The sequence below is a fragment of the Amycolatopsis sacchari genome (assembly GCF_900114035.1).
Lineage (GTDB): Bacteria > Actinomycetota > Actinomycetes > Mycobacteriales > Pseudonocardiaceae > Amycolatopsis_E > Amycolatopsis_E sacchari.
Genome location: NZ_FORP01000001.1, coordinates 783,547 through 802,713, shown reverse-complemented (window position 1 = coordinate 802,713; position 19,167 = coordinate 783,547). Strand labels below are relative to the sequence as shown.

Below are 19,167 nucleotides of genomic sequence, written 5' to 3'. Positions count from 1 at the left end.
AAGTCTTTGGTCCGCCTTCCCGGGGACTTCGGTATCTCGCCGCCACGCTCGTGCCGGGCGCACGGTGGCGGGTGAGGTGATGTGGTCATGAGTGCACCCGTCGAACAACCGTCCCCTCCCGCGTCGAAGTCCCACCGGCGGCGCTGGATCGCCGTGCTCGCGGCCGTCGTGGTCGTCGTCGCCGGGGTGCTGACCGCCGTGCTCCTGCGGTCCGGCCCGGGTGAGCGGGAAGCCTCTCCCGGCTCCCCGCCCGGCACGACCGAGAGCACGCCCGCCCCGGTGGTGCCGGTCCCGTCTTCGCCCCCGGCGCCCCCGCCGTCCAGCTCGCGGAGCCTGCCGGTTCCGGGGTTCGGGTTCCCGCCGTTGTGGCCCTTCACCGGCACCGCTGACGCGCTGGCCTGGCAGCAGAGCTACCGCAGCGGCGGGCACCAGCCGTGGCACCTGGACGCGGGCAGCACCGCCCAGTCCTTCACACAGGGCTACCTGGGCTACCAGAACGTCGACCTCGTCACGGAAACGACCGTGCACGGCCGGGAGGCGTGGGTCGGCGTCGGCTACCGGAACCCGAGCGGAACACCGTCCACCGCGGGGGTGATCCACCTGGCGAAGCTGGGCTCGGGCACGGACGCGCCGTGGGAGGTCGTGGGTACCCGCGACACCCTCCTCACCCTCACACAACCGCGTTACGGCGCCATGGTCGCCTCGCCGGTGACCGTCGGAGGCCGCGTCACCGGCGTGGACGAGAACCTCGTGACCCAGATCCGCGAATCGCGGCTGGGCCTCGTCGGGCAGGCGCCCGGTGTTCCGGCGGGCGGTCAGAACACCCCGTGGTCAGTGCGGGTTTCGTTCAGGGCACCCGTGGGCAGTGTGCTCACGATCGCCGTCGCCACCGGTGGACACGTCACCGACGTCGAACGGTTCGCCGTCACGGCGGTGGTGGCGGGATGACGTCCGGCTCGAGGCCGGCGATCCACGCCCGGAGGCGCTCGGCGGCGTCTTCGGGCGTGACGGTGCTGACCGGGACACCGGTGGCGAGCTCCAGCCCGGCGGGGACGCTCAGCCGGGGCAGGATCCGCAGCCACCACGACAGGTAGGGCACCTGCTCCAGCCCGGTCGGTGCACTGTGGACGATGAGGTTGTACGGCGGGTCGACCAGTCCGATGCGCAGCGCCGCGAGCACGATCCGCAGCACGTGGGCGACGGCGGCCAGTTCCGCGGGGGAGGCCGCGCAGAAGTCCGCGTGGTGACGGGTCGGCACCACGCGGACCTCGAAGTTCGCGGCGGGGGCGAACGGCGTGAACGCGACCGCCTGACCGTGGGAGAGCACGATCCGCTCGCCGTGGGCGAGCTCGCCGGCCAGCAGCTCGACGGCGAGGGGCCGGGTCGTCGCGTCGTAGTGCTCGCGGGCGACGGCGAGCTCCCGCTGGGTGGCCGCGGACAGCACCGGCAGGCCGACCACCTGCGAGTGGGGATGGCTCAACGAGGTCCCGGCGGCTTCTCCGTGGTTGCGGAAGACCAGCACCTGCGCCGTGCCCGCCCTGGTCATGAGGTGGCGGTGCTGCCACGCCTTCAGGAGCGCCGTGGCTTCCGCGTCGGTGGCCATGGCGAGATCCCAGCCGTGGTCGGGTGATTCGATGACGACTTCGTGGTGGTCGGACAGCGCGTACCGGTTGGGCACGGCGCGCATGCGCCAACCGCCGCCGGGATCCGGCAGGCGCCAGGTCTCGGGGGGCGTGTCCTCGCCGGGGCCAGGGCAGAACGGGCAGGTGACCGCGCCGTGCGGACGACCGGCCCGGCCGGGAGCGAGCACGGTCCACTCCCCGCTGTGGTGGTCCCAGCGCAGTTCACCGCCGTGCCAGCGTTTCGCCGTCATCACCGCTCCTGGGCCAGTGCGTCGAGCAGGGTGAGCTCGTCGAGCAGGAGCCGGGGCAGCAGGAAGTGGCGGCGGACGCGTTCGTGGCCGGCGGCGGCCAGCGCCGCCGCGCGGGGCCGGTCGGTGAGCAGCCCGGTGATCGCTTCGGCGCAGCCGGCCACCGAGTCGACGAGGACGCCGCCCACGCCGTCGGCGATCTGCAGCGGGATCCCGCCCGCTCGTCCCGCGACGACGGGGGTGCCCTTCCACAGCGCTTCGCAGACGACGAGCCCGAAACCCTCGCGCAGCGATTTCTGCACCATCACCGCGGACATCCGCTGGAACGCGTTGACCTCGACGTTGCCGACGCCGGTGAGGTTGGTGAACAGGTGCACGGCAGGGTCGTCGCGGGCGGCGTCGGCGATGGTGCGGTAGACCTCCCACGCCTCCGGGTCGTCCAGCGCCATCGACCCGACGAGCGCGAGCTGCAGGTCCGGCACTTCCTTGCGGACCAGCCGGTAGGCGTCGATGACGCCGAGCGGGTCCTTCCACGGGTCGAACCGGGACACCTGCGTGATCAGCGGCCGCCGCGGCTCGATGCCGATCCAGTTGAGCACGGCGTGCGCGGTCCGGTCGTCCAGCGACATGTTCTTGGGGCTCAGCGGGTCGATCGCGGGCGGGATGATCTCAACCCGGCCGGGCGGCAGGTCGGGCGGGACGAACTGCGCCGTGGTGAACACGGTGGCGTCGTAGGGTTCGAGGAAGCGCCGCAGGTAGTGCCAGGTCGCGAGGTCGGGCTGCGACGTGTCGATGTGGCAGCGCCAGACCCACCGGGCGCGGGATCCGTCCACATAGGACCGGACCGCGGTCGGCTGGGGGTCGTGGACGAAGACGTAGTCGAAGCCGGCGAACTCCGGGTCGGCCCGCAGCTGGGCGGCGTTGCGCTCGGCCGTCCGTTCGTACAGGGCCCGGTCCTCGGCGGTGACCGGGGTGGTGGCGCCCTGCAGCGCGTTGTGCATCTTCTTGGTGACGGCGAAGAACGGCGGCAGGCCGGTGATGATCTTCCAGGTCGCGTGGACCCCGAGGTCGTTGTAGAGCGGGACAGCGGACCGCAGCAGCTCCGACACCCCTCCGCCGTAGGGGGTCGCGCTGAGGTGCAGCACGCGGGCGCCACGCAGGCGGCCGGCCACCTCCAGCAGCGGGGCCATGATCTCCTCGGGCACGACCTGCAGGTAGGCGCCGATCGACAGCTCACCCACGTCCACGGTCTGCAGCACGGCGCACCTCCGTCGTTCCGCCTCGAACACTGGCGTGGGCTGCGCCGCGGCACAGGAGACTTCGGTCCCGCGGACGGGGGACTCTCGGTCCCTGTGGAGGCGGTGCCGGCGGACGAGCATGGTGGCCGTCGACCGAAGGAGGCGGCTGTGAGCAGTCTGGGTGTGGCCATCGTCCGCCAGTACCAGCGCGGCGTGGTGTTCCGGTTCGGGAAGATCCGTCCGGTGCGGGAGCCCGGTATCCGGTTCATGATCCCGCTCGTGGACCGGATGCGGAAGGTGAGCCTGCGGACGGTGACGATGCCGATCCCGTCCCAGCAGGTCATCACGAAGGACAACGTGTCGATCGGGGTGGCCGCGGTGGCGTACTTCCAGCGCGTGGACCCGGTGCGCTCGATCGTGGCCATCGAGAACGTGGAGGCGGCGATCAGCCAGATCGCGCAGACGACGGTCCGCAACGTGGTCGGCCGCTCCAACCTCGACCACGTCCTGTCGGAGACGGACAAGCTGAACGAAGCCATCAAGACGATCCTCGACACGACCACCGAACGCTGGGGCGTGCTGGTCGAGCTGGTGGAGCTCAAGGACATCGAGCTGCCGCAGTCGATGCAGCGCGCGATGGCGCGGGAGGCCGAGGCGGAGCGGGAGAAGCGCGGCAAGATCATCGCGGCCGAGGGGGAGGCCCTTTCGGCGGGCAAGCTCGCCGAGGCCGCCGACGTCATCGCACGGCACCCGGTCGCGTTGCAGCTGCGCAACCTCCAGGTGCTCTCGGAGATCGCGATCGAGCGCAACTCGACGATCGTGTTCCCCGCGCAGCTGATGGACAGCTTCCGCTCACTGACCTCGTTCGTGGGCGGGGAGACGACCGCCGCGCCTGCGGGTTTCGAGCCCGTGCTGAAGGGAGATGGCCGGTCATGACCGAGCAGACACCCGAGGAGAGGCCGGACCCGCGTGCGGAGGCACTCGCCCGGCTGAAGAAGAGGCGGGACTTCTACCAGCACGTCCTGGTGTACGTGCTGATGAACGGTTTCCTCGTGCTGATCTGGTGGCTCGTCCTCGCGCCGGGCTTCTTCTGGCCGGCGTTCCCCCTCGGCTTCTGGGGTGTCGGGCTGGCCCTGCACGCCTGGGACACCTTCACCCCCGCGAGGATCAGTGAGGAGAGGATCCGCCGCGAAATGAACCGCCGCCGGTGACGCTCACCGCGAGGGGCGTTTGTCACTGGCACAAGAGCAGAAATGCTGTGTTGCGAGTTCCTCCTGCCCGATTCGCTGGCCCGGCCGTCCGCGAATCCGAGGAGGGAAACATGCGCAGAATACCAGCCGTGCTCGCCATTTTCGTGCTGGTGGTGGCGTCCACCGGACTCTCGCTGTTCTGGGCAGCGCCTGCGAACGCGACGTCGCCTTACACGACAGAGCGCTCTGGCTACAACGGGAGATGTCTGGATGCGGATCTGAACACCATGGGAACCAACGGTGGGAAGGTGCAGCTCTGGGACTGCAACGGGCAGCCGCAGCAGTCGTGGACACCGTTGCGTGACGCCACGATCCGGAGCGCCAACGCCCGGTGCCTGGACGCGGACCTGAACCGGATCGGGTTCAACGGGGTTAAAGTGCAGCTGTGGGACTGCAACGGCCAACCGCAGCAGAGGTGGTTCCTGCAGGAGGACGGTTCGATTCGCAGCGGGTACAACGGCCGGTGCCTCGACGCCGACCTCGCCACGCTCGGGGCGAACGGGACCAAGATCCAGCTGTGGGACTGCAACGGGCAGATCCAGCAGAAGTGGACCACGGAGTAGGAGACCCCGCCCGGCGGGTTCCGCACCCGCCGGGCGGCCCTCGTTCAGCGGAGCGGCACGACCCACGCGGTGGCGGTGTCGTTCCCGGTGTCGCCCACGACCAGTCCGCTGCCGTTGACGAACATCGGGCGGGCATCACCGCGGTCGGGCACCGGCAGCAGCGCGGTCGTGCGCCCGCGGTACCACAGGGCGGCGCCGCTGCCGGGCACGCTGCCCAGCACCGGCCCGAACCCGTGCGCCGCGCTCGGGACGAAGTTGCCCAGGTCGACGAACCTGTCCTGGTACCACAGGAATCCGTGCTCCGACGACGCCCCGGACGGCTGGTAGGTGCCGAAGATCTCGCCCCGCTCGCCCAAGCCGGTCACGCCTGTCGGCAGGGCGATGCGGCGGCCGTGGTCCCAGAGGAAGCGGGACACCTGTCCCTGCTCGTCGGTGCCGTCGACGAGGACACGGCCCTGCTCGTCGAGCGCGGTCACCCGCCCGGGGCCAAGGTCCACGACCCGGCCGCCGGTCCACAGAACCGCGTGCACACCCGTCCCCAGTGAGCTGTACCCGGCCACGTCGCCGCGGTCGTTCACGAACCCCGGGTTGTCGTATTCGGCGCCGGCGAGCGCCGGGAGGACGGTCATGACGCCGCGATACCACGTGACGGCGCGGAACTGCGGAGCGTGGAGTTCCGGCTGGCTGTTCCCCACGATCATCCCGCGGTCGTTGATGGCCGCGGCGAAACTGTTGCCTCCCAGCGTTCCGAGGTCGGTGATCGTGCCGTGGTGCCACAGCACGGCGTGCAGCGGGCCGAGCGGGTAGATCCCGCTGTAACCGGCGATGTCGCCGGACTCGTTGATCGCCGTCGCGAGGCTGTAGTCGCCGCCGGGCAGGGTGCCGAGGTCCGTCACCACGCCCTTGCGCCAGACGTAGCCGTGGACGTCGGCCCCGACGACGTGCGCGCCGAGCACCTCACCGCGCTCGTTGAGTCCGGACGCCCAGCTCGCGCCGTTCCCCGGCTCGAGCGCTACGCCCGGTACGGACGCCGGTGCGGTCGCGGCCGCGGAGACGCCCGGAACCGCCGCGACGGCGAGGGACAGGGCCAGAAACAGCGTTTTCATCGCACTACCTCCTGAGATGAGCTGTCGTGGCAACGCCAGAGCACGGCGTGGCTCTGGCCGTTTCCGGGGGAGCCGGCGAAACCGGCGACGGCGACCGCGGTGGCTCCCGCGTAAGTCCGTCCGCCGACGGTGCCGAGAGCGGGCAGGACGTTCACCCGGCCGCTGATCCCGATGACCACTCCACTGTCGTCGACGGCGAAGGCGTCGCTGCCGGTCGTGCCGGGCCCGGTGGCCAGTCCGGGCAATTCCGCGATCGCGCCCCTGTTCCGGCCGACCGCGTGCGGAAAACCGTTCGCGTCATGGGTGGTACCGACGACCGTGCCCCGGTCGTCGGACGCCGGCGCCGCGCTGTCCGGGTGGCGGGGCAGCGTTCCGAGGTCGGTGGGCCGGCCGGTGGCGGCCCAGGCGACGGCGCGGGTGCCGGCCGCGAGCGACACGCTGCCCACCACCGTTCCGGTGTGGTCGACGTCCGTAGCGTTGGCCGACCAGGCCTCCGCCGGGATGGGCAGCACCGTCACCGGTCCACTCCACCGCTGGCGACGCGTAAGCCAAGCCTGCGACATCGGTGTAACCGGCGATGTCACCGTGGTCGTTGATCCCGCCGTGCCGGTCCCAGCGCACGGTGTGGAACTCCTGCCCCGGGGCCCAGGTTGGCCGGGTTCGCGCAGGCAGCCCCGGCCGACGCCACCCCGGTGAGCGTTCGCGCGGCGAGTGCCGTGATGGTGAGCAGTGTTTTCGTCGCGGTGCCATGCGATCTCCTCGCTGCCGTCGTGTGCCAGGACGTTCGCGGCGAGCCGGACACCGGAACAGAACCGAAAGTCCCCCGTGCGTGGCGCGGAGACCATCGGCCCTGCCGAAAGGACTTAAGCAACCAGCGGTCACCCCCTACGCGCTGCCACTGTCGTGAGCCATGACGCTGACTTCCGCCGCCCCGGTGCCCGACGACATCGATCCGCGGGAGCCTGCCGCCGCGCTGATGCGCGACCTGCGCACCGGCAGCGCCGGGCTCGGTGAGCGGGAGGCGGCGCGCCGGCTGGAGCTGTACGGGCCGAACGAGCTTCCGCAGCGGCGGGGCCGCCGCTGGTGGGTTTCGCTGGGCAAGCAGTTCACCCATCCGCTCGCCCTGCTCCTGTGGCTGGCCGCGGTGCTGGCGCTGGTGTCCGGTTCGACGTCGCTGGGCATCGCGGTGTTCGTCGTGATCGTGCTCAACGCGGTGCTGGCGTTCTGGCAGGAGAGCCAGGCCGAGCACGCGGTGGAGGCGCTGGGCCGCTTCCTGCCGCAGCAGGTCTGGGTCGTGCGCGACGGGCACCGCACCCGCGTCCCGGTGCGGGAGCTGGTGCGCGGCGACCTGCTCGTGGTCGAGGAGGGGGAGCGTGTTCCCGCCGACGCGCGGCTGGTCGACGGGGCCGTCGAGGTGGACATGTCCGCGCTCACCGGCGAGTCGAACCCGGTGCCGCGCAGCGCCTCCGCCGCCGACGACGCGGACCGGACGCTGGATTCGCCGGTGCTGGTGTTCAGCGGAACGGTCTGCACCGGTGGCGAGGGACGGGCCGTGGTGCACGGCACCGGAGTGCACACCGAGCTGGGCCGGATCGCGGCGTTGTCGCAACGGGTGCGGCAGGACGAGAGTCCGCTGGAGCGGCAGGTCCGGCGGGTGGCGTGGCTGATCGCGGCGGTGGCGGTGGGCGCCGGGGTGGCGTTCCTGCCGCTGGGGCTGGTGGCGGGGCTGTCGCTGGGGGCGGCGTTCCTGTTCGCGATCGGGCTGCTGGTGGCCAACGTTCCCGAAGGGCTGCTGCCGACGATCACCCTGGCGCTGGCGGTGGGTGTGCGGTCCATGGCCCGCCGGGGTGCCGTGGTGAAACGGCTGTCCGCGGTCGAAACCCTGGGCTCGACGACGGTGGTCTGCACCGACAAGACCGGAACGCTGACGGCCAACTCGATGCGGGTGGTCGAGGCGAGTGCGGACTCGCCGGAGCTGGGGGAGGTGCTGGCCTGGTGTTCCACGGCGGAGCTGGGGGAGCACGAGGCGGGTGATCCGATGGAGATCGCGCTGCTGCGCTACGCGGAGTCCGCGGGCACCGCGTTGCCGCCGGACCGGCGTGAGGCCGGGAGGCGCGTCCTGAACGCCTTCGACCCGCGCCGCAAGATGATGTCCACTGTGGACCAGATCGGTGGAGCACTTCGGGTGCACGTGAAGGGCGCGCCCGAAGCGGTGCTGCCACGCTGCGGTTCCACTGTGGACGTTCAGGACCGGGTGGACGAGTGGACCGGGCGCGGGCTGAGGGTGCTCGCGGTCGCCTGCCGGGACTGGGACGGGCCGCGCCTGCCGTCGCAGGAAGAAGCCGAGCAGGGGCTGCGTTTCGTCGGGCTGGTCGGGTTGCTCGACCCGCCCCGGCCGGAGGTGTCCGCCGCGGTGGGGGTGGTGCACGCCGCGGGAATCCGCGTGCACGTGATCACCGGCGACAACGGGCGGACCGCGGGGGAGATCGCGCGGGAGGTCGGTATCGGTGCGGACCGGGTGGTCGACGGGACGGCGGTGGACGCGATGTCCGACGCCGAGCTGGACGCGCTGCTGGCCGCGCCGGGCGAGATCGTGTTCGCCCGCGCCACCCCCGAGATGAAGCTGCGGATCGCCGATGCCCTGCGCCACAACGGGGAAACGGTCGCGATGACCGGTGACGGCGTGAACGACGCCCCGGCGTTGCGACGCGCCGACATCGGCGTCGCGATGGGCAGGGGCGGGACCGATGTGGCCCGGGAGGCCGCGACCCTGGTGCTGACCGACGACAACTTCGCCACGATCGCCGCCGGGATCGAGGAGGGCCGCCGGGTCTTCGACAACGTCCGCAAGTTCGTGCTCTACATCTTCGCCCACGCCGTCCCGGAGATCGTGCCGTTCCTGCTGTTCGCGCTGTCCGGCGGCCTGATCCCGCTACCGCTGACGGTGCTGCAGATCCTGGCGATCGACCTGGGCACCGAGACCTTGCCCGCCCTCGCGCTCGGCCGCGAACCCGCGGAGCCCGGGCTGATGTCGCGGCGCCCGCGCCCGCGCACCGAGGGCGTCATCACGCGGCGGCTGCTCGCTCGCGCCTGGGGTCTGCTCGGGGTGGTGTCGGCGGTGCTGGTGACCGCCGGGTTCTTCGCCGTGCTCCTGGCGGCGGGCTGGCACCCGGGTGACCCGGTGGGGGAGGGCACGCCGTTGCACCACGCCTACCTGCAGGCCACCACGGTCACCTTCGCCGGGATCGTCGCCTGCCAGGTGGGCACCGCGTTCGCCGCCCGCACCGAGTGGGCGTCGCTGCGGTCCGTCGGCGTCTTCAGCAACCGGCTGCTGCTGGGCGGGATCCTGTTCGAACTGGTCTTCACCGCCGCGCTGGTCTCCGTGCCGCCGTTGCAGGACGTGTTCGGCACGGCCGCGCTGTCGCCGTGGATGCTCGCGATGCTGGTGCCGTTCCCCGTGGTCGTGTGGGGTGCCGACGAGCTGCTGCGCTACCGGCGCCGCCGGAGGGACCAGTCGCGTCGGGCGGCGTTCCCCGGGAGCTGACCGCGATGCGGCCGTGGATGCATCGGACGGACCGCTTGCGAATCGAAGTCGAGGACGGATCGGGCACCCGGCCCGTGCTGCACCAGTCTCCCTGACCCCGGGTACGGGGGGTAGCCGGTGGCTTCAGCTCGCGGCGACGGTCTCCGCCGGGCCGACGTCGTACGCCTCGAACGTGCGGCCGCTGACGATGTCGATGGGCAGCCGCAGGAAACACGACCGTTCCCCACCCGGCCACGGCCGCCGACGCGGATCGGCGAGGGTCACCAGTTCCTCGATGTTCGTGACCGGGTGAATCTTTCCGACCACGACGACGCTCCAGCCGGTGTGGGTGGCGGGGTCGATGTCGTCGACCTCGAACGCGACCACCTCGTCGACGAGCTTCGCGATCGATCCCGTCCGGCTCGTGCGGATGACGAGGTCTCCGCCGTGCAGCAGGAAGTTGACCGGCCGGATGGCCGGCATCGCGTGCTCGGAGAAGGCCAGCCTGCCCACGGTCCCGGAGGACAGGAGATCCATGCACTGCCGTGGGGACAGCGCGCGCAACTCGGTCATGACTCGATCCCTGCGATTTCGGTGGAGCGATGGTGTCAGGGTCGAGCGTGCCCGGGAGGTCCCGGCTCCGATGAGGGCAGGAAGTCACTTGATCCCGGGACGGTCGGCCGCTGTCCGGCCACCCCTGCTGTTCCTAGCGTGGTCGGCATGCGGGCACAGGACATCATGAGCAGGCCGGTGACCACGGTGACCACCGGCACCGCGGCCAAACACGCGGCGGAACTGCTGACCCAGCACGGGTTCACCGCACTGCCGGTGGTGGACGAGGACGACCGGCTGGTCGGCGTCGTGACCGAGGCCGACCTCATCGCCGACCGGATTCCCCGGGACGCGCGGTGCGCTCCCGGCGAACGGGTGGGACCGCGGACGGCCGGAGCCACTGTCGGTGCCCTGATGAGCACCCCGGCCATCGGGATGGCGCCGGGCGCGGACCTCGCCGAGGTGGCCAGGGCACTGCTGGATTCCCGCATCCGCGCGATGCCGATCGTCGACGGTTCACGCGTGGTCGGGATCGTCACCCGCGGCGACCTCGTGCGCGTCTTCGCCCGGCGGGACAACGACATCGCCACCGACGTCCGCCACCACCTGTCGGTGTACGGCGGGCCGGAACGGTGGGAGGTCGAGGTGCACGACGGGGTCGTGCGCGTCCTCGACGAGTTCGACGACCAGACCGACCGCCACGTCGCGAAAGTCCTGGCGGAATCGGTACCGGGAGTGGTCAGCGCGACCGTGCTGACCCGGAACAGGGAGAGAACCGATGACTGACTCCGCTGGCGCGATCGTCGCCGGTGTCGATGGGTCCGAGTCGGCACTGCGGGCGGTGACGTGGGCGGCGGCCGAGGCATCGGCCCGCAAGCTGCGCCTGCACCTGGTGTCGTGCTTCGACCCGGCCCTGGGCTACTACGGCGCGGGTCTTCCGATGCCGCAGGAGGCCTTCGACGCGGTCGAAAAGCTCGCCGAGGACCGGCTGGCCGAAGCCGCGGAAATCGCCCGCGACGTGGACGGCGATCTGGTGGCGACCACCGAGCGGGTGCGCGTGTCGCCGGTGCCGTTCCTCATCGAACTGTCCCGGGTGGCCCGCATGATCGTCCTGGGACCCACCGGGCGGGGCGGGTTCGGCGGCATGATGACGGGCTCGACCGCGGTCGCGGTGGTGGCCCACAGCGAGTGCCCCGTGGTGATCGTCCGCGGGGACGAACCCGCGAGCGGGCCGGTGGTGGTCGGCGTCGACGGCAGCCCCACGAGCGTCAAGGCGCTGGGAGCGGCGTTCGAGGAAGCGTGCCGGCGCGAGGTGCCGCTGGTGGCGGTCCACGCCTGGAGCGACTACGAGTACGTGACCGCGGTGCCGGTCGAGTACGCGGTGCTCGACCTGGAACCCGCTGAGGAGGAGCAGGCCCGGGTCCTGGCCGAGAGCCTGGCGGGCTGGCAGGAGAAGTACCCCGACGTGCCCGTGGAGCGGGTCGTGGTGAAGGACCGCCCACGCCACCAGCTGCTCGACTGGAGTGCGAAGGCGCAGCTGGTCGTGGTCGGCAGCCGCGGCCGTGGCGGGTTCCAGGGGCTGCTGCTGGGCTCGACGAGCCAGGCGCTGGTCCACCGCGCGCAGTGCCCGGTCATGGTGGTGCGCCCGTGAGCACCGCGACCGAGGTCCGCGCGGCGCTGAGCGAGGACGAGCTGAGCCAGGTGGACGCGTTGTGGCGGGCGGCGAACTACCTGTCGGCGGGGCAGATCTACCTGCTGGACAACCCGTTGCTGCGCGAGCCGCTGCGGCCGGAACACATCAAGCCCCGCCTGCTGGGGCACTGGGGCACCTCGCCGGGGCTGAACTTCGTGTACGCGCACCTGAACCGCCTGATCCGACGCCATGACCTGGACATGATGTTCGTGACCGGGCCGGGTCACGGTGGTCCGGCGCTGCTGGCGAACACGTGGCTGGAGGGCAGCTACCCGGAGGTGGCGCCGGAGGCGGGACAAGACGCCGACGGGATGCGGGTGCTGTTCCGGCAGTTCTCGTTCCCGGGTGGGGTTCCGAGCCACGTGGCACCGCAGGTTCCCGGGTCGATCCACGAGGGCGGTGAACTGGGCTACTCGCTCGCGCACGCCTACGGAGCGGCGTTCGACAACCCGGACCTGATCGTCGCCTGCGTGATCGGGGACGGGGAGGCGGAGACCGGGCCGCTGGCGACGAGCTGGCACGCCAACAAGTTCCTGGACCCGGTGCACGACGGTGCGGTGCTGCCGATCCTGCACCTCAACGGGTACAAGATCGCCAACCCGACTGTGCTGTCCCGCATCCCCGGGGCCGAGCTGGACGAGCTGCTGCGCGGTTACGGGTACGCGCCCCATTACGTGACCGGAAGCGATCCGGCGCTGATGCACCAGGCGATGGCGGCGACCCTGGACGACGTGCACGCGCGGATCCGGCGCATCCAGGACGAGGCGCGCGGCGGTTCCCGCGAGCGCCCGCGCTGGCCGGTGCTCGTGCTCAGGTCCCCGAAGGGCTGGACCGGCCCGTCCACTGTGGACGGCAAGCCGGTGGAGGGCACGTGGCGCTCGCACCAGGTGCCGTTGCCGAACGTGCGGGGCAACCCCGAGCACCTGCGTGCGTTGGAGGCGTGGCTGCGCTCCTACCGTCCCGAGGAGCTGTTCGACCGTGACGGCGGGCCGAAACCGGAGGTGACCGCCCTGGTGCCGCGCGGGGAGCGGCGGATGGGCGCGAACCCCCACGCCAACGGCGGGCTGCTGCTGCGGCCGTTGCCGTTGCCGGACTTCGCCGCGCACGCGGTCGTGGTGCCCGAGCCGGGTGCGTCGAGCGCGGAACCGACCCGGGCGCTGGGCCGCTACCTCAAGGAACTGTTCGCGAATGACGCCGGGCGGCGGGACTTCCGGCTGTTCGGCCCGGACGAGACGGCGTCGAACCGGCTGGACGCGGTGTACGACGTGACGGCGAAGGCGTGGCAGGCTGAGGTCGAGCCGGCCGACGAGCACCTCGCGACCGACGGGCGCGTGGTGGAGGTGCTTTCGGAGCACCTGTGCCAGGGCTGGCTGGAGGGCTATCTGCTGACCGGGCGGCACGGGTTGTTCTCCTGCTACGAGGCGTTCGTGCACATCGTGGACTCGATGGTCAACCAGCACATCAAGTGGCTGCGCACCGCGCGGGGAATTCCGTGGCGGCGGCCGGTCGCGTCGCTGAACTACCTGCTGACCTCGCACGTGTGGCGCCAGGACCACAACGGGTTCTCCCACCAGGACCCCGGGTTCATCGACCACGTGGCGAACAAGAGCGCCGAGGTCGTGCGGGTGTACCTGCCGCCGGACACCAACACCCTGTTGTCGGTCGCGGAGCACTGCCTGCGCAGCCGGGACTACGTGAACGTGATCGTGGCGGGCAAGAACGAGACGCCGAACTGGCTCGGCCCCGAGCAGGCCGCCCTGCACTGCGCGCGCGGCGCGGGCATCTGGGAGTGGGCGAGCACCTTCCCCGAACGCGAACCCGACGTGGTGCTCGCGTGTGCCGGGGACGCGCCGACGATGGAGGTGCTGGCCGCGGCGAAACTGCTGCGCGAGCACCTGCCGCGGCTGGCGGTGCGGGTGGTCAACGTGGTGGACCTCATGCGCCTGCAGCCGGACACCGAGCACCCGCACGGCATGACGGGCTGGGAGTTCGACGCGCTGTTCACCCCGGACCGCCCGGTGATCTTCGCCTACCACGGGTACCCGTGGCTGATCCACCGACTGGCCTACCGGCGCACGAACCACGCGGAGTTCCACGTGCGCGGTTACAAGGAGCACGGCACCACCACGACCCCGTTCGACATGCTGGTGCTCAACGACATGGACCGCTTCCAGCTGGTGATCGACGTGATCGACCGCGTGCCGGGCCTGGCCCGCACGGCGGCGCCCGTCCGCCAGGCGATGACGGAGGCGCGGGAGCGGCACCACCGCTGGATCAGTGAACACGGCGAGGACCTGCCCGAGGTGCGGGACTGGACCTGGAGCTGAGTGACCGCTGTTTGCGGGGCCGGAGGCTCCTCGGTAGTCTCCCATCATGTGGGTTTCGTATCCCACATGATGGGAGATATCGTGGCACCTCGGGACATCTACACCCACGGGCACAGCGAGGTCGTCGTGCGCAGCCATGCGGCTCGCACGGCCGCGAGCTCGGCGGCCTACCTGCTGCCGCTGTTGCGGCCGGGACTGGACCTGCTCGATGTGGGCTGTGGGCCCGGAAGCATCACCCTCGACCTCGCGGAGGCCGTCGCGCCGGGGCGGGTGCGCGGCATCGAGATCACCGAGGCGCCATTGCAGGAGGCTCGCCGGAGCGCCGCCGAGCGCGGGCTGGCCGTCGAGTTCGCCGTCGACGACGCCTACCGGCTCTCCGATCCCGACGACACCTACGACGTCACCCACGCCCACCAGGTGCTGCAGCACCTGTCCGACCCGGTGGCGGCGCTGCGCGAGATGCGGCGGGTGACCAAGCCCGGAGGGGTCGTGGCGGTCCGCGACGCGGACTACGCCGCCTTCACGTGGTGGCCCGCGGACGAGCGGCTGGACGCCTGGCTGGAGCTCTACCGCGCGGTCGCCCACGGCAACGGCGCGGAGCCCGACGCGGGCCGGCGCCTGCTCGCCTGGGCGCACGAGGCGGGATTCACCGAGGTCACGCCCTCGGCTTCGATCTGGAGCTACGCGACCCCCGAGGACCGCGCGAGCTGGGGCGGGATGTGGGCCGAGCGGATCCACTCCTCGGTGGGGCGGATGGCGCTCGAACGCGGCCTGGCCACGGAGGCCGACCTCGCGGCGATCTCGCAGGCGTGGCGGGACTGGGCCGCCCATCCCGACGGCGTGCTGCTGATACCCCACGGCGAACTGCTCGCCCGGGCCTGACCACCGGTGCGGGTAGCGCGAGGTGGCTGCCCTGCAGCGGGCGGCGTCGCCTGTGAAAGGGTGGCGGGCGTGGCAGCGCGTCGAGGTGTGATGGGAGTGGGTTATGAAGGTCGCGACGTCGGCGGTTTCGTCGCCGATCTGCGTGCCTCCGGCGCGGAGCTGCTGGTGGATGTGCGGTTGACGCCGCTGTCCCGTAAACGCGGTTTCAGCAAGCGCGCACTGGCGGCCGCTCTCGAAGAGGCGGGTGTGCGGTACCTCCACCGCCCGGCACTGGGAAACCCGAAGGAGAACCGGCCGGGTTTCGCCGGGAAGGTGGACGAGCTGGCGGCCGCTCGCAGCACCTATGCCGACCTCATCGAGCGGAACCCCGCGAGCCAGGCGGCACTGTCCGAACTCGTCGACCTCGCACGGGAGTCCAAGGTCGCGGTGCTGTGTTTCGAGGCCGACGAGCAGCGCTGCCACCGGCACGTCGTGCTGAACCTGGTCGAACAGCGGTTGCGGGAGACTCGGGATCCTCACCGGGGCGGCGAGTAGACCCCGAGCACGCTGAAGACGTGCTGCCGCTTCGCCTGGTTGCCGACGTAGAAGGCGGCGTTCCGGCCGGGAGCGCAGAGCTGCCCGAGGAACCTGGCGCGCAATTCGCGGGCGAGGGCGTCGTCGTCGAGGTGGTTCAGACGACGTTGCAACGCGACGAACTCCCAGTCGAGGATGCCCTGGCGGTGCCCACGGCAGGAGGCGTCGCAGCGGTAGCGGTACCAGCCCCGCAGTCTCGGAGCTTCCAGTGCACTGCGCTCGGTGCCGAGGAGGTCGAGCTGGCTCACGTACTGGTCGATCTTCGCGCGGTCGTCTTCGTTCCAGCCCGGGTGGGGTTCGATGTCCAGGCCCACGATCCGCGCGGGCCGGACGATGGCGAGCGACCGAGCGGGCGGAGCCGACCGGACAGCGGCGAGGAGTTCGCACATGGTCCCGCCCAGGTACGGCTCGACGTGGGGGCGACGGGGGTTCCACGGGTTCAGGTGCCTCTCGACGCGCAGGCTGTGCAGGTCCGGGCGCCAGCTCTCCACGCGGGGATCGTTGCGTGCGGGCCGCGCGCGGACTCTCACCACGTCGTACTTCCTGAAGGAACGGTCGCTCTCGAGATCGCGGAAGTTGATCGGGTAGAGCCGAACCCAGCCGGGGCTGGCGAGATCGAGCCGGATGCCGGCGACGCACACGGTCTCACCGTAGGTCGCCGACGGGTTCGGAGCCGCTTTCACGGTGATCAGGACGCGCAGCACCTGCCACTGGTCGCCGGCAGGTTTGCCCGTCATGGTTTCACCCGGTCCGAACAAGCTTTCCTGGCTCATCCCGCCTCCCCACGGCCGCGACCTCCCACCGTGCGGGTCCGGTTGATCAGTGTGCAATCCGGCAGCCGGGTGATCGGCGCCTGACCCCGGCGCGAGGGACCTTGGTCATCGCCATTGGGGGACTCCGGCCGCGTCGGGGCCGGGGCGGTTGACGGTTCTCTGAAGGCATGCCTCCTACCTCCGCGGGCACCAGTGCCGTGCTGGCCGACGGCGAGGTCGTTTTCGTGCGGCCCCTGCACCCTCCGGACACCGCCGCCGTTCTGGCCCTGCACGAGGGGCTCGGCGATCGCGACCGCTACCTGCGGTTCTTCGGCCTGCCCTCGGGGCTGGACCGGTTGTGCGCGCAGATCGCCGGAGAGGCTGGGCCCCGGCACGCGGCCGTGGGCGCGTTCCGGCGTGAGCGGCTCATCGGCGTCGCGCACTTCGAGGTCTCGGCCGATCCCACCGAAGCCGAAGTGGCGCTCGCCGTGGACGGACGGGCTCAGGCGCACGGTGTCGGCACGCTGCTGCTGGAGCACCTCGCGTCGCTGGCCAGGAACCAGGGCATCCGCCGGTTCACCGGGGAGGTGATGGCCGAAAACAACCGCATGCTCCGCGTCTTCACCGATCTGGGCTTGCCCTACCGGATGAGCCGCGGCGGTCCGGAGCGGGAGTTCGTCATCGTGCTGGAACCCGGCGAGGATTACTGGACCGCGCTCGCCGAGCGGGAGCGGGTGGCGGACGTCGCGAGCCTGCAGTCGGTCCTGCGGCCGGAGTCCGTCGTGGTGGTCGGGGCGAGCCGCCGTACCGGCTCGGTGGGGCGTGCCGTGCTGAGCAACCTGCTCGATGGCGGCTTTCCTGGGCGACTGTTCGCGGTGAACCCGCATGCCACGGAGGTCGCCGGAGTGCCATGCGTGCCTTCGGTGCCGCAGCTGCCCGAGTGCCCGGAGCTGGCGGTCGTCTGCGTGCCCGCCGCGGCCGTGCCCGAAGCGGTGGAGGAGTGCGGGAAACGCGGTGTCCGTGCCGTGGTCGTCATCTCGGCCGGGCTGACGGGCACCGAGCTCGGCGACCGCGTCGTCACCGCCGCCCGCACCTACGGCATGCGCCTGGTCGGCCCGAACTGCGTCGGGGTCGCGGACCCGGGAGCCGGGCTGAACGCCACGTTCGTGCCCGGCACGGTACCGGCGGGCCCGGTCGGCGTGGTGAGCCAGTCGGGCGGGTTCGCGATCGCGCTGCTGGAGTCCCTGCGCCGGCTGGGACTCGGGCTGTCCAGCCTGGTGTCCACAGGCGACAAGTACGACGTCAGCGGCAACGACCTGCTGCTGTGGTGGCTGCGCGACCCGGCGACGGAGATCGCCGTGCTGTACCTGGAGTCGTTCGGCAACCCCCGCAAGTTCAGCCGGCTCGCCCGGATGCTCGCGCGGGACAAACCGGTGGTGGCGATCCGCACCGGTGAAACCGAGGTGGCTCAGCGTGCCGCCGCTTCGCACACGGCCGCCGCGGCGACTCCGGCGGTCACCCGCGATGCGCTCTACGAGCAGGCCGGGGTGATCGCCGTGGACACGATCAGCGAACTGGTCGAGACCGTCGCCGCACTGTCGTGGCAGTCCTTTCCGGCGGGCAACCGGGTCGCCGTCCTGAGCAACGCTGGGGGTGCCGGGGTGCTCGCGGCCGACGCCTGCGTGCGGCACGGGCTGGTCCTTCCCGGGATCCGGCCGGAAACGGCGGACACCCTGCGTGCGCTGCTGCCGGCCCAGGCTTCCCTGGCCGATCCCATCGACACCACCGCGGCCGTTGCTGCCGAAACCTTCGGCGCGTGCCTGGACGCGGTGCTCGCCGACCCGGAGGTGGACGCCGTGCTCGCCGCGACGGTGCCGACCGCACTCGGCGATCCGATGACCGCGGTACCCGCGCGGATCCGCCGGGCGGGTAAACCGGTGCTCGCCGTGCGCCTGGGGCAGCTCGCCCACGTCGAACCGCTCGCCGACGAGCAGGGGCCGGTGACCGCGAGCTACACCGATCCCGCCGACGCCGCCGCGGCACTCGGGCACGTCGTGCGGTACGCGCGGTGGCGGGCGGCACCGGCCGTGCCCGCACCGGAGCTGTCCGATGTGGACGCTTCGCGCGCGGCGTCCCTGGTGCGTTCGTACCTCGCGGCAGGCCGTCGCTGGCTCGCGCCACCTGAGGTCGTGGACGTGCTGGGCTGCTTCGGCATCCCGCTCGTCGAAACCCGCTACGCCGGGACCGAGGACGAGGCCGTCGCGGCGTTCGCCGACCTGGCGCGGCCGGTGGCGCTGAAGGCCGACGTCGAGGGGATGTTGCACAAGAGCGCCCAGGGCGGTGTCGCGCTCGATGTGTCCGACGAGGCGCGCGTGCGGACGATCGTGGCCGCCTGGCGGCGGGAGTTCGGCGCCGGCTGGCGCGGGGTCGTGCTGCAGCCGATGGCCGCGCGGGGGCGCGAGTTCCTGGTGGGGATCAACTCGGACGAGGTGTTCGGCCCGCTGGTCGTGTTCGGTCTCGGCGGGACCGACACCGACGTGGTCGCGGACCGGGCGGCGCGCCTGGCACCGCTGACCGCGACCGACGCCGATCGCCTGCTCGACGGCCTGCGCTCGTCGACGAAACTGTTCGGCGGCGGGCAGCTCGACCGGGACGCGGTGCGGAACGTGCTGCTGCGCGTCAGCCGGCTGGCGGAGCTGCTGCCGGAGGTCGCGGAGCTGGATCTGAACCCCCTCGTGGCCGGCGGTGATGGGTGCCTCGCGCTCGACGCGCGCATCCGGATCGAGCCGCGCACCCCTGCCGACCCGTTCCTGCGGCGACTGCGGACCTGAGGAGAAG

At 71.6% G+C, this 19,167-nt stretch carries 17 protein-coding genes; 11 read left to right on the top strand and 6 right to left on the bottom strand.

The genetic code is table 11. The features are described 5' to 3' along the window. Positions 1-87: 87 nt before the first annotated feature. On the top strand, positions 88-948 hold the full coding sequence (locus BMZ92_RS03825) for a hypothetical protein (protein WP_218153378.1): 861 nt from the start codon (positions 88-90) through the stop codon (positions 946-948). On the opposite strand, the gene BMZ92_RS03820 is transcribed toward BMZ92_RS03825, so the two are convergent. Both BMZ92_RS03820 and BMZ92_RS03815 read right to left on the bottom strand, forming a co-directional pair. Next, the gene (locus BMZ92_RS03820) at positions 926-1,873 is read right to left on the bottom strand and encodes a galactose-1-phosphate uridylyltransferase (RefSeq protein WP_091504220.1); all 948 of its coding nucleotides are present in this window, start codon (positions 1,871-1,873) and stop codon (positions 926-928) included. The genes BMZ92_RS03825 and BMZ92_RS03820 overlap by 23 nt on opposite strands. Further along, on the bottom strand, positions 1,873-3,129 hold the full coding sequence (locus tag BMZ92_RS03815; RefSeq protein WP_091504219.1) for a glycosyltransferase: 1,257 nt from the start codon (positions 3,127-3,129) through the stop codon (positions 1,873-1,875). Before BMZ92_RS03815 ends, BMZ92_RS03820 begins: the two co-directional genes overlap by 1 nt. A gap of 147 nt (positions 3,130-3,276) precedes the next feature. On the opposite strand from BMZ92_RS03815, the gene BMZ92_RS03810 reads away from it, so the two are divergent. The 3 genes from BMZ92_RS03810 (at position 3,277) to BMZ92_RS38545 (ending at position 4,921) form a co-directional block, all read left to right on the top strand. Then, entirely contained in the window at positions 3,277-4,044 is a 768-nt protein-coding gene (locus BMZ92_RS03810) for a slipin family protein (protein ID WP_091504218.1), read from the top strand. Continuing rightward, positions 4,041-4,319: a 2TM domain-containing protein gene (locus BMZ92_RS03805; protein WP_091504217.1), complete on the top strand. Its 279-nt coding sequence runs from the start codon at positions 4,041-4,043 to the stop codon at positions 4,317-4,319. The genes BMZ92_RS03810 and BMZ92_RS03805 overlap by 4 nt, the downstream gene beginning before the upstream one ends. A gap of 110 nt (positions 4,320-4,429) precedes the next feature. Further along, positions 4,430-4,921: an RICIN domain-containing protein gene (locus tag BMZ92_RS38545; RefSeq protein ID WP_091504216.1), complete on the top strand. Its 492-nt coding sequence runs from the start codon at positions 4,430-4,432 to the stop codon at positions 4,919-4,921. A gap of 44 nt (positions 4,922-4,965) precedes the next feature. On the opposite strand, the gene BMZ92_RS03795 is transcribed toward BMZ92_RS38545, so the two are convergent. Further along, positions 4,966-6,027, bottom strand: coding sequence for a hypothetical protein (locus BMZ92_RS03795; protein WP_091504215.1), 1,062 nt, complete (start codon positions 6,025-6,027; stop codon positions 4,966-4,968). Continuing rightward, entirely contained in the window at positions 6,024-6,545 is a 522-nt protein-coding gene (locus tag BMZ92_RS03790; protein ID WP_091504214.1) for a hypothetical protein, read from the bottom strand. Before BMZ92_RS03790 ends, BMZ92_RS03795 begins: the two co-directional genes overlap by 4 nt. Positions 6,546-6,937: 392 nt before the next feature. Here BMZ92_RS03790 and BMZ92_RS03785 point away from each other — a divergent pair, with 392 nt between their 5' ends. Further along, positions 6,938-9,571 (top strand): cation-translocating P-type ATPase, encoded by a 2,634-nt coding sequence (locus BMZ92_RS03785; protein WP_091504213.1) that lies wholly within the window; start codon positions 6,938-6,940, stop codon positions 9,569-9,571. Between the two features lie 123 nt (positions 9,572-9,694). Here BMZ92_RS03785 and BMZ92_RS03780 read toward each other — a convergent pair whose 3' ends face one another. Then, positions 9,695-10,123, bottom strand: coding sequence for a pyridoxamine 5'-phosphate oxidase family protein (locus BMZ92_RS03780; protein WP_091504212.1), 429 nt, complete (start codon positions 10,121-10,123; stop codon positions 9,695-9,697). A gap of 147 nt (positions 10,124-10,270) precedes the next feature. On the opposite strand from BMZ92_RS03780, the gene BMZ92_RS03775 reads away from it, so the two are divergent. From BMZ92_RS03775 to BMZ92_RS03755, 5 genes are all read left to right on the top strand, one after another. Beyond that, positions 10,271-10,888, top strand: a complete 618-nt coding sequence (locus BMZ92_RS03775) for a CBS domain-containing protein (RefSeq protein WP_091504352.1) — start codon at positions 10,271-10,273, stop codon at positions 10,886-10,888. Further along, positions 10,881-11,753 (top strand): universal stress protein, encoded by an 873-nt coding sequence (locus tag BMZ92_RS03770; protein ID WP_091504211.1) that lies wholly within the window; start codon positions 10,881-10,883, stop codon positions 11,751-11,753. Before BMZ92_RS03775 ends, BMZ92_RS03770 begins: the two co-directional genes overlap by 8 nt. Continuing rightward, positions 11,750-14,122 (top strand): phosphoketolase family protein, encoded by a 2,373-nt coding sequence (locus BMZ92_RS03765; protein WP_091504210.1) that lies wholly within the window; start codon positions 11,750-11,752, stop codon positions 14,120-14,122. Before BMZ92_RS03770 ends, BMZ92_RS03765 begins: the two co-directional genes overlap by 4 nt. Before the next feature lie 81 nt (positions 14,123-14,203). Then, positions 14,204-15,004 (top strand): methyltransferase domain-containing protein, encoded by an 801-nt coding sequence (locus BMZ92_RS03760; RefSeq protein ID WP_342743455.1) that lies wholly within the window; start codon positions 14,204-14,206, stop codon positions 15,002-15,004. 90 nt (positions 15,005-15,094) lie between these two features. Then, entirely contained in the window at positions 15,095-15,538 is a 444-nt protein-coding gene (locus tag BMZ92_RS03755; RefSeq protein WP_177228521.1) for a DUF488 domain-containing protein, read from the top strand. On the opposite strand, the gene BMZ92_RS03750 is transcribed toward BMZ92_RS03755, so the two are convergent. Then, entirely contained in the window at positions 15,520-16,314 is a 795-nt protein-coding gene (locus tag BMZ92_RS03750) for a hypothetical protein (RefSeq protein WP_245782865.1), read from the bottom strand. The genes BMZ92_RS03755 and BMZ92_RS03750 overlap by 19 nt on opposite strands. Before the next feature lie 203 nt (positions 16,315-16,517). On the opposite strand from BMZ92_RS03750, the gene BMZ92_RS03745 reads away from it, so the two are divergent. Further along, the gene (locus BMZ92_RS03745; RefSeq protein ID WP_091504207.1) at positions 16,518-19,160 is read left to right on the top strand and encodes a bifunctional acetate--CoA ligase family protein/GNAT family N-acetyltransferase; all 2,643 of its coding nucleotides are present in this window, start codon (positions 16,518-16,520) and stop codon (positions 19,158-19,160) included. Positions 19,161-19,167 lie beyond the last annotated feature (7 nt).

Coding starts and splice junctions, on each gene's coding strand:
- BMZ92_RS03825 (WP_218153378.1), top strand. CDS start 88: ATGAGTGCACCCGTCGAACAACCGTCCCCTCCCGCGTCGAAGTCCCAC.
- BMZ92_RS03820 (WP_091504220.1), bottom strand. CDS start 1,873: ATGACGGCGAAACGCTGGCACGGCGGTGAACTGCGCTGGGACCACCAC.
- BMZ92_RS03805 (WP_091504217.1), top strand. CDS start 4,041: ATGACCGAGCAGACACCCGAGGAGAGGCCGGACCCGCGTGCGGAGGCA.
- BMZ92_RS38545 (WP_091504216.1), top strand. CDS start 4,430: ATGCGCAGAATACCAGCCGTGCTCGCCATTTTCGTGCTGGTGGTGGCG.
- BMZ92_RS03795 (WP_091504215.1), bottom strand. CDS start 6,027: ATGAAAACGCTGTTTCTGGCCCTGTCCCTCGCCGTCGCGGCGGTTCCG.
- BMZ92_RS03785 (WP_091504213.1), top strand. CDS start 6,938: ATGACGCTGACTTCCGCCGCCCCGGTGCCCGACGACATCGATCCGCGG.
- BMZ92_RS03780 (WP_091504212.1), bottom strand. CDS start 10,123: ATGACCGAGTTGCGCGCGCTGTCCCCACGGCAGTGCATGGATCTCCTG.
- BMZ92_RS03775 (WP_091504352.1), top strand. CDS start 10,271: ATGCGGGCACAGGACATCATGAGCAGGCCGGTGACCACGGTGACCACC.
- BMZ92_RS03770 (WP_091504211.1), top strand. CDS start 10,881: ATGACTGACTCCGCTGGCGCGATCGTCGCCGGTGTCGATGGGTCCGAG.
- BMZ92_RS03755 (WP_177228521.1), top strand. CDS start 15,095: ATGGGAGTGGGTTATGAAGGTCGCGACGTCGGCGGTTTCGTCGCCGAT.
- BMZ92_RS03750 (WP_245782865.1), bottom strand. CDS start 16,314: ATGACGGGCAAACCTGCCGGCGACCAGTGGCAGGTGCTGCGCGTCCTG.
- BMZ92_RS03745 (WP_091504207.1), top strand. CDS start 16,518: ATGCCTCCTACCTCCGCGGGCACCAGTGCCGTGCTGGCCGACGGCGAG.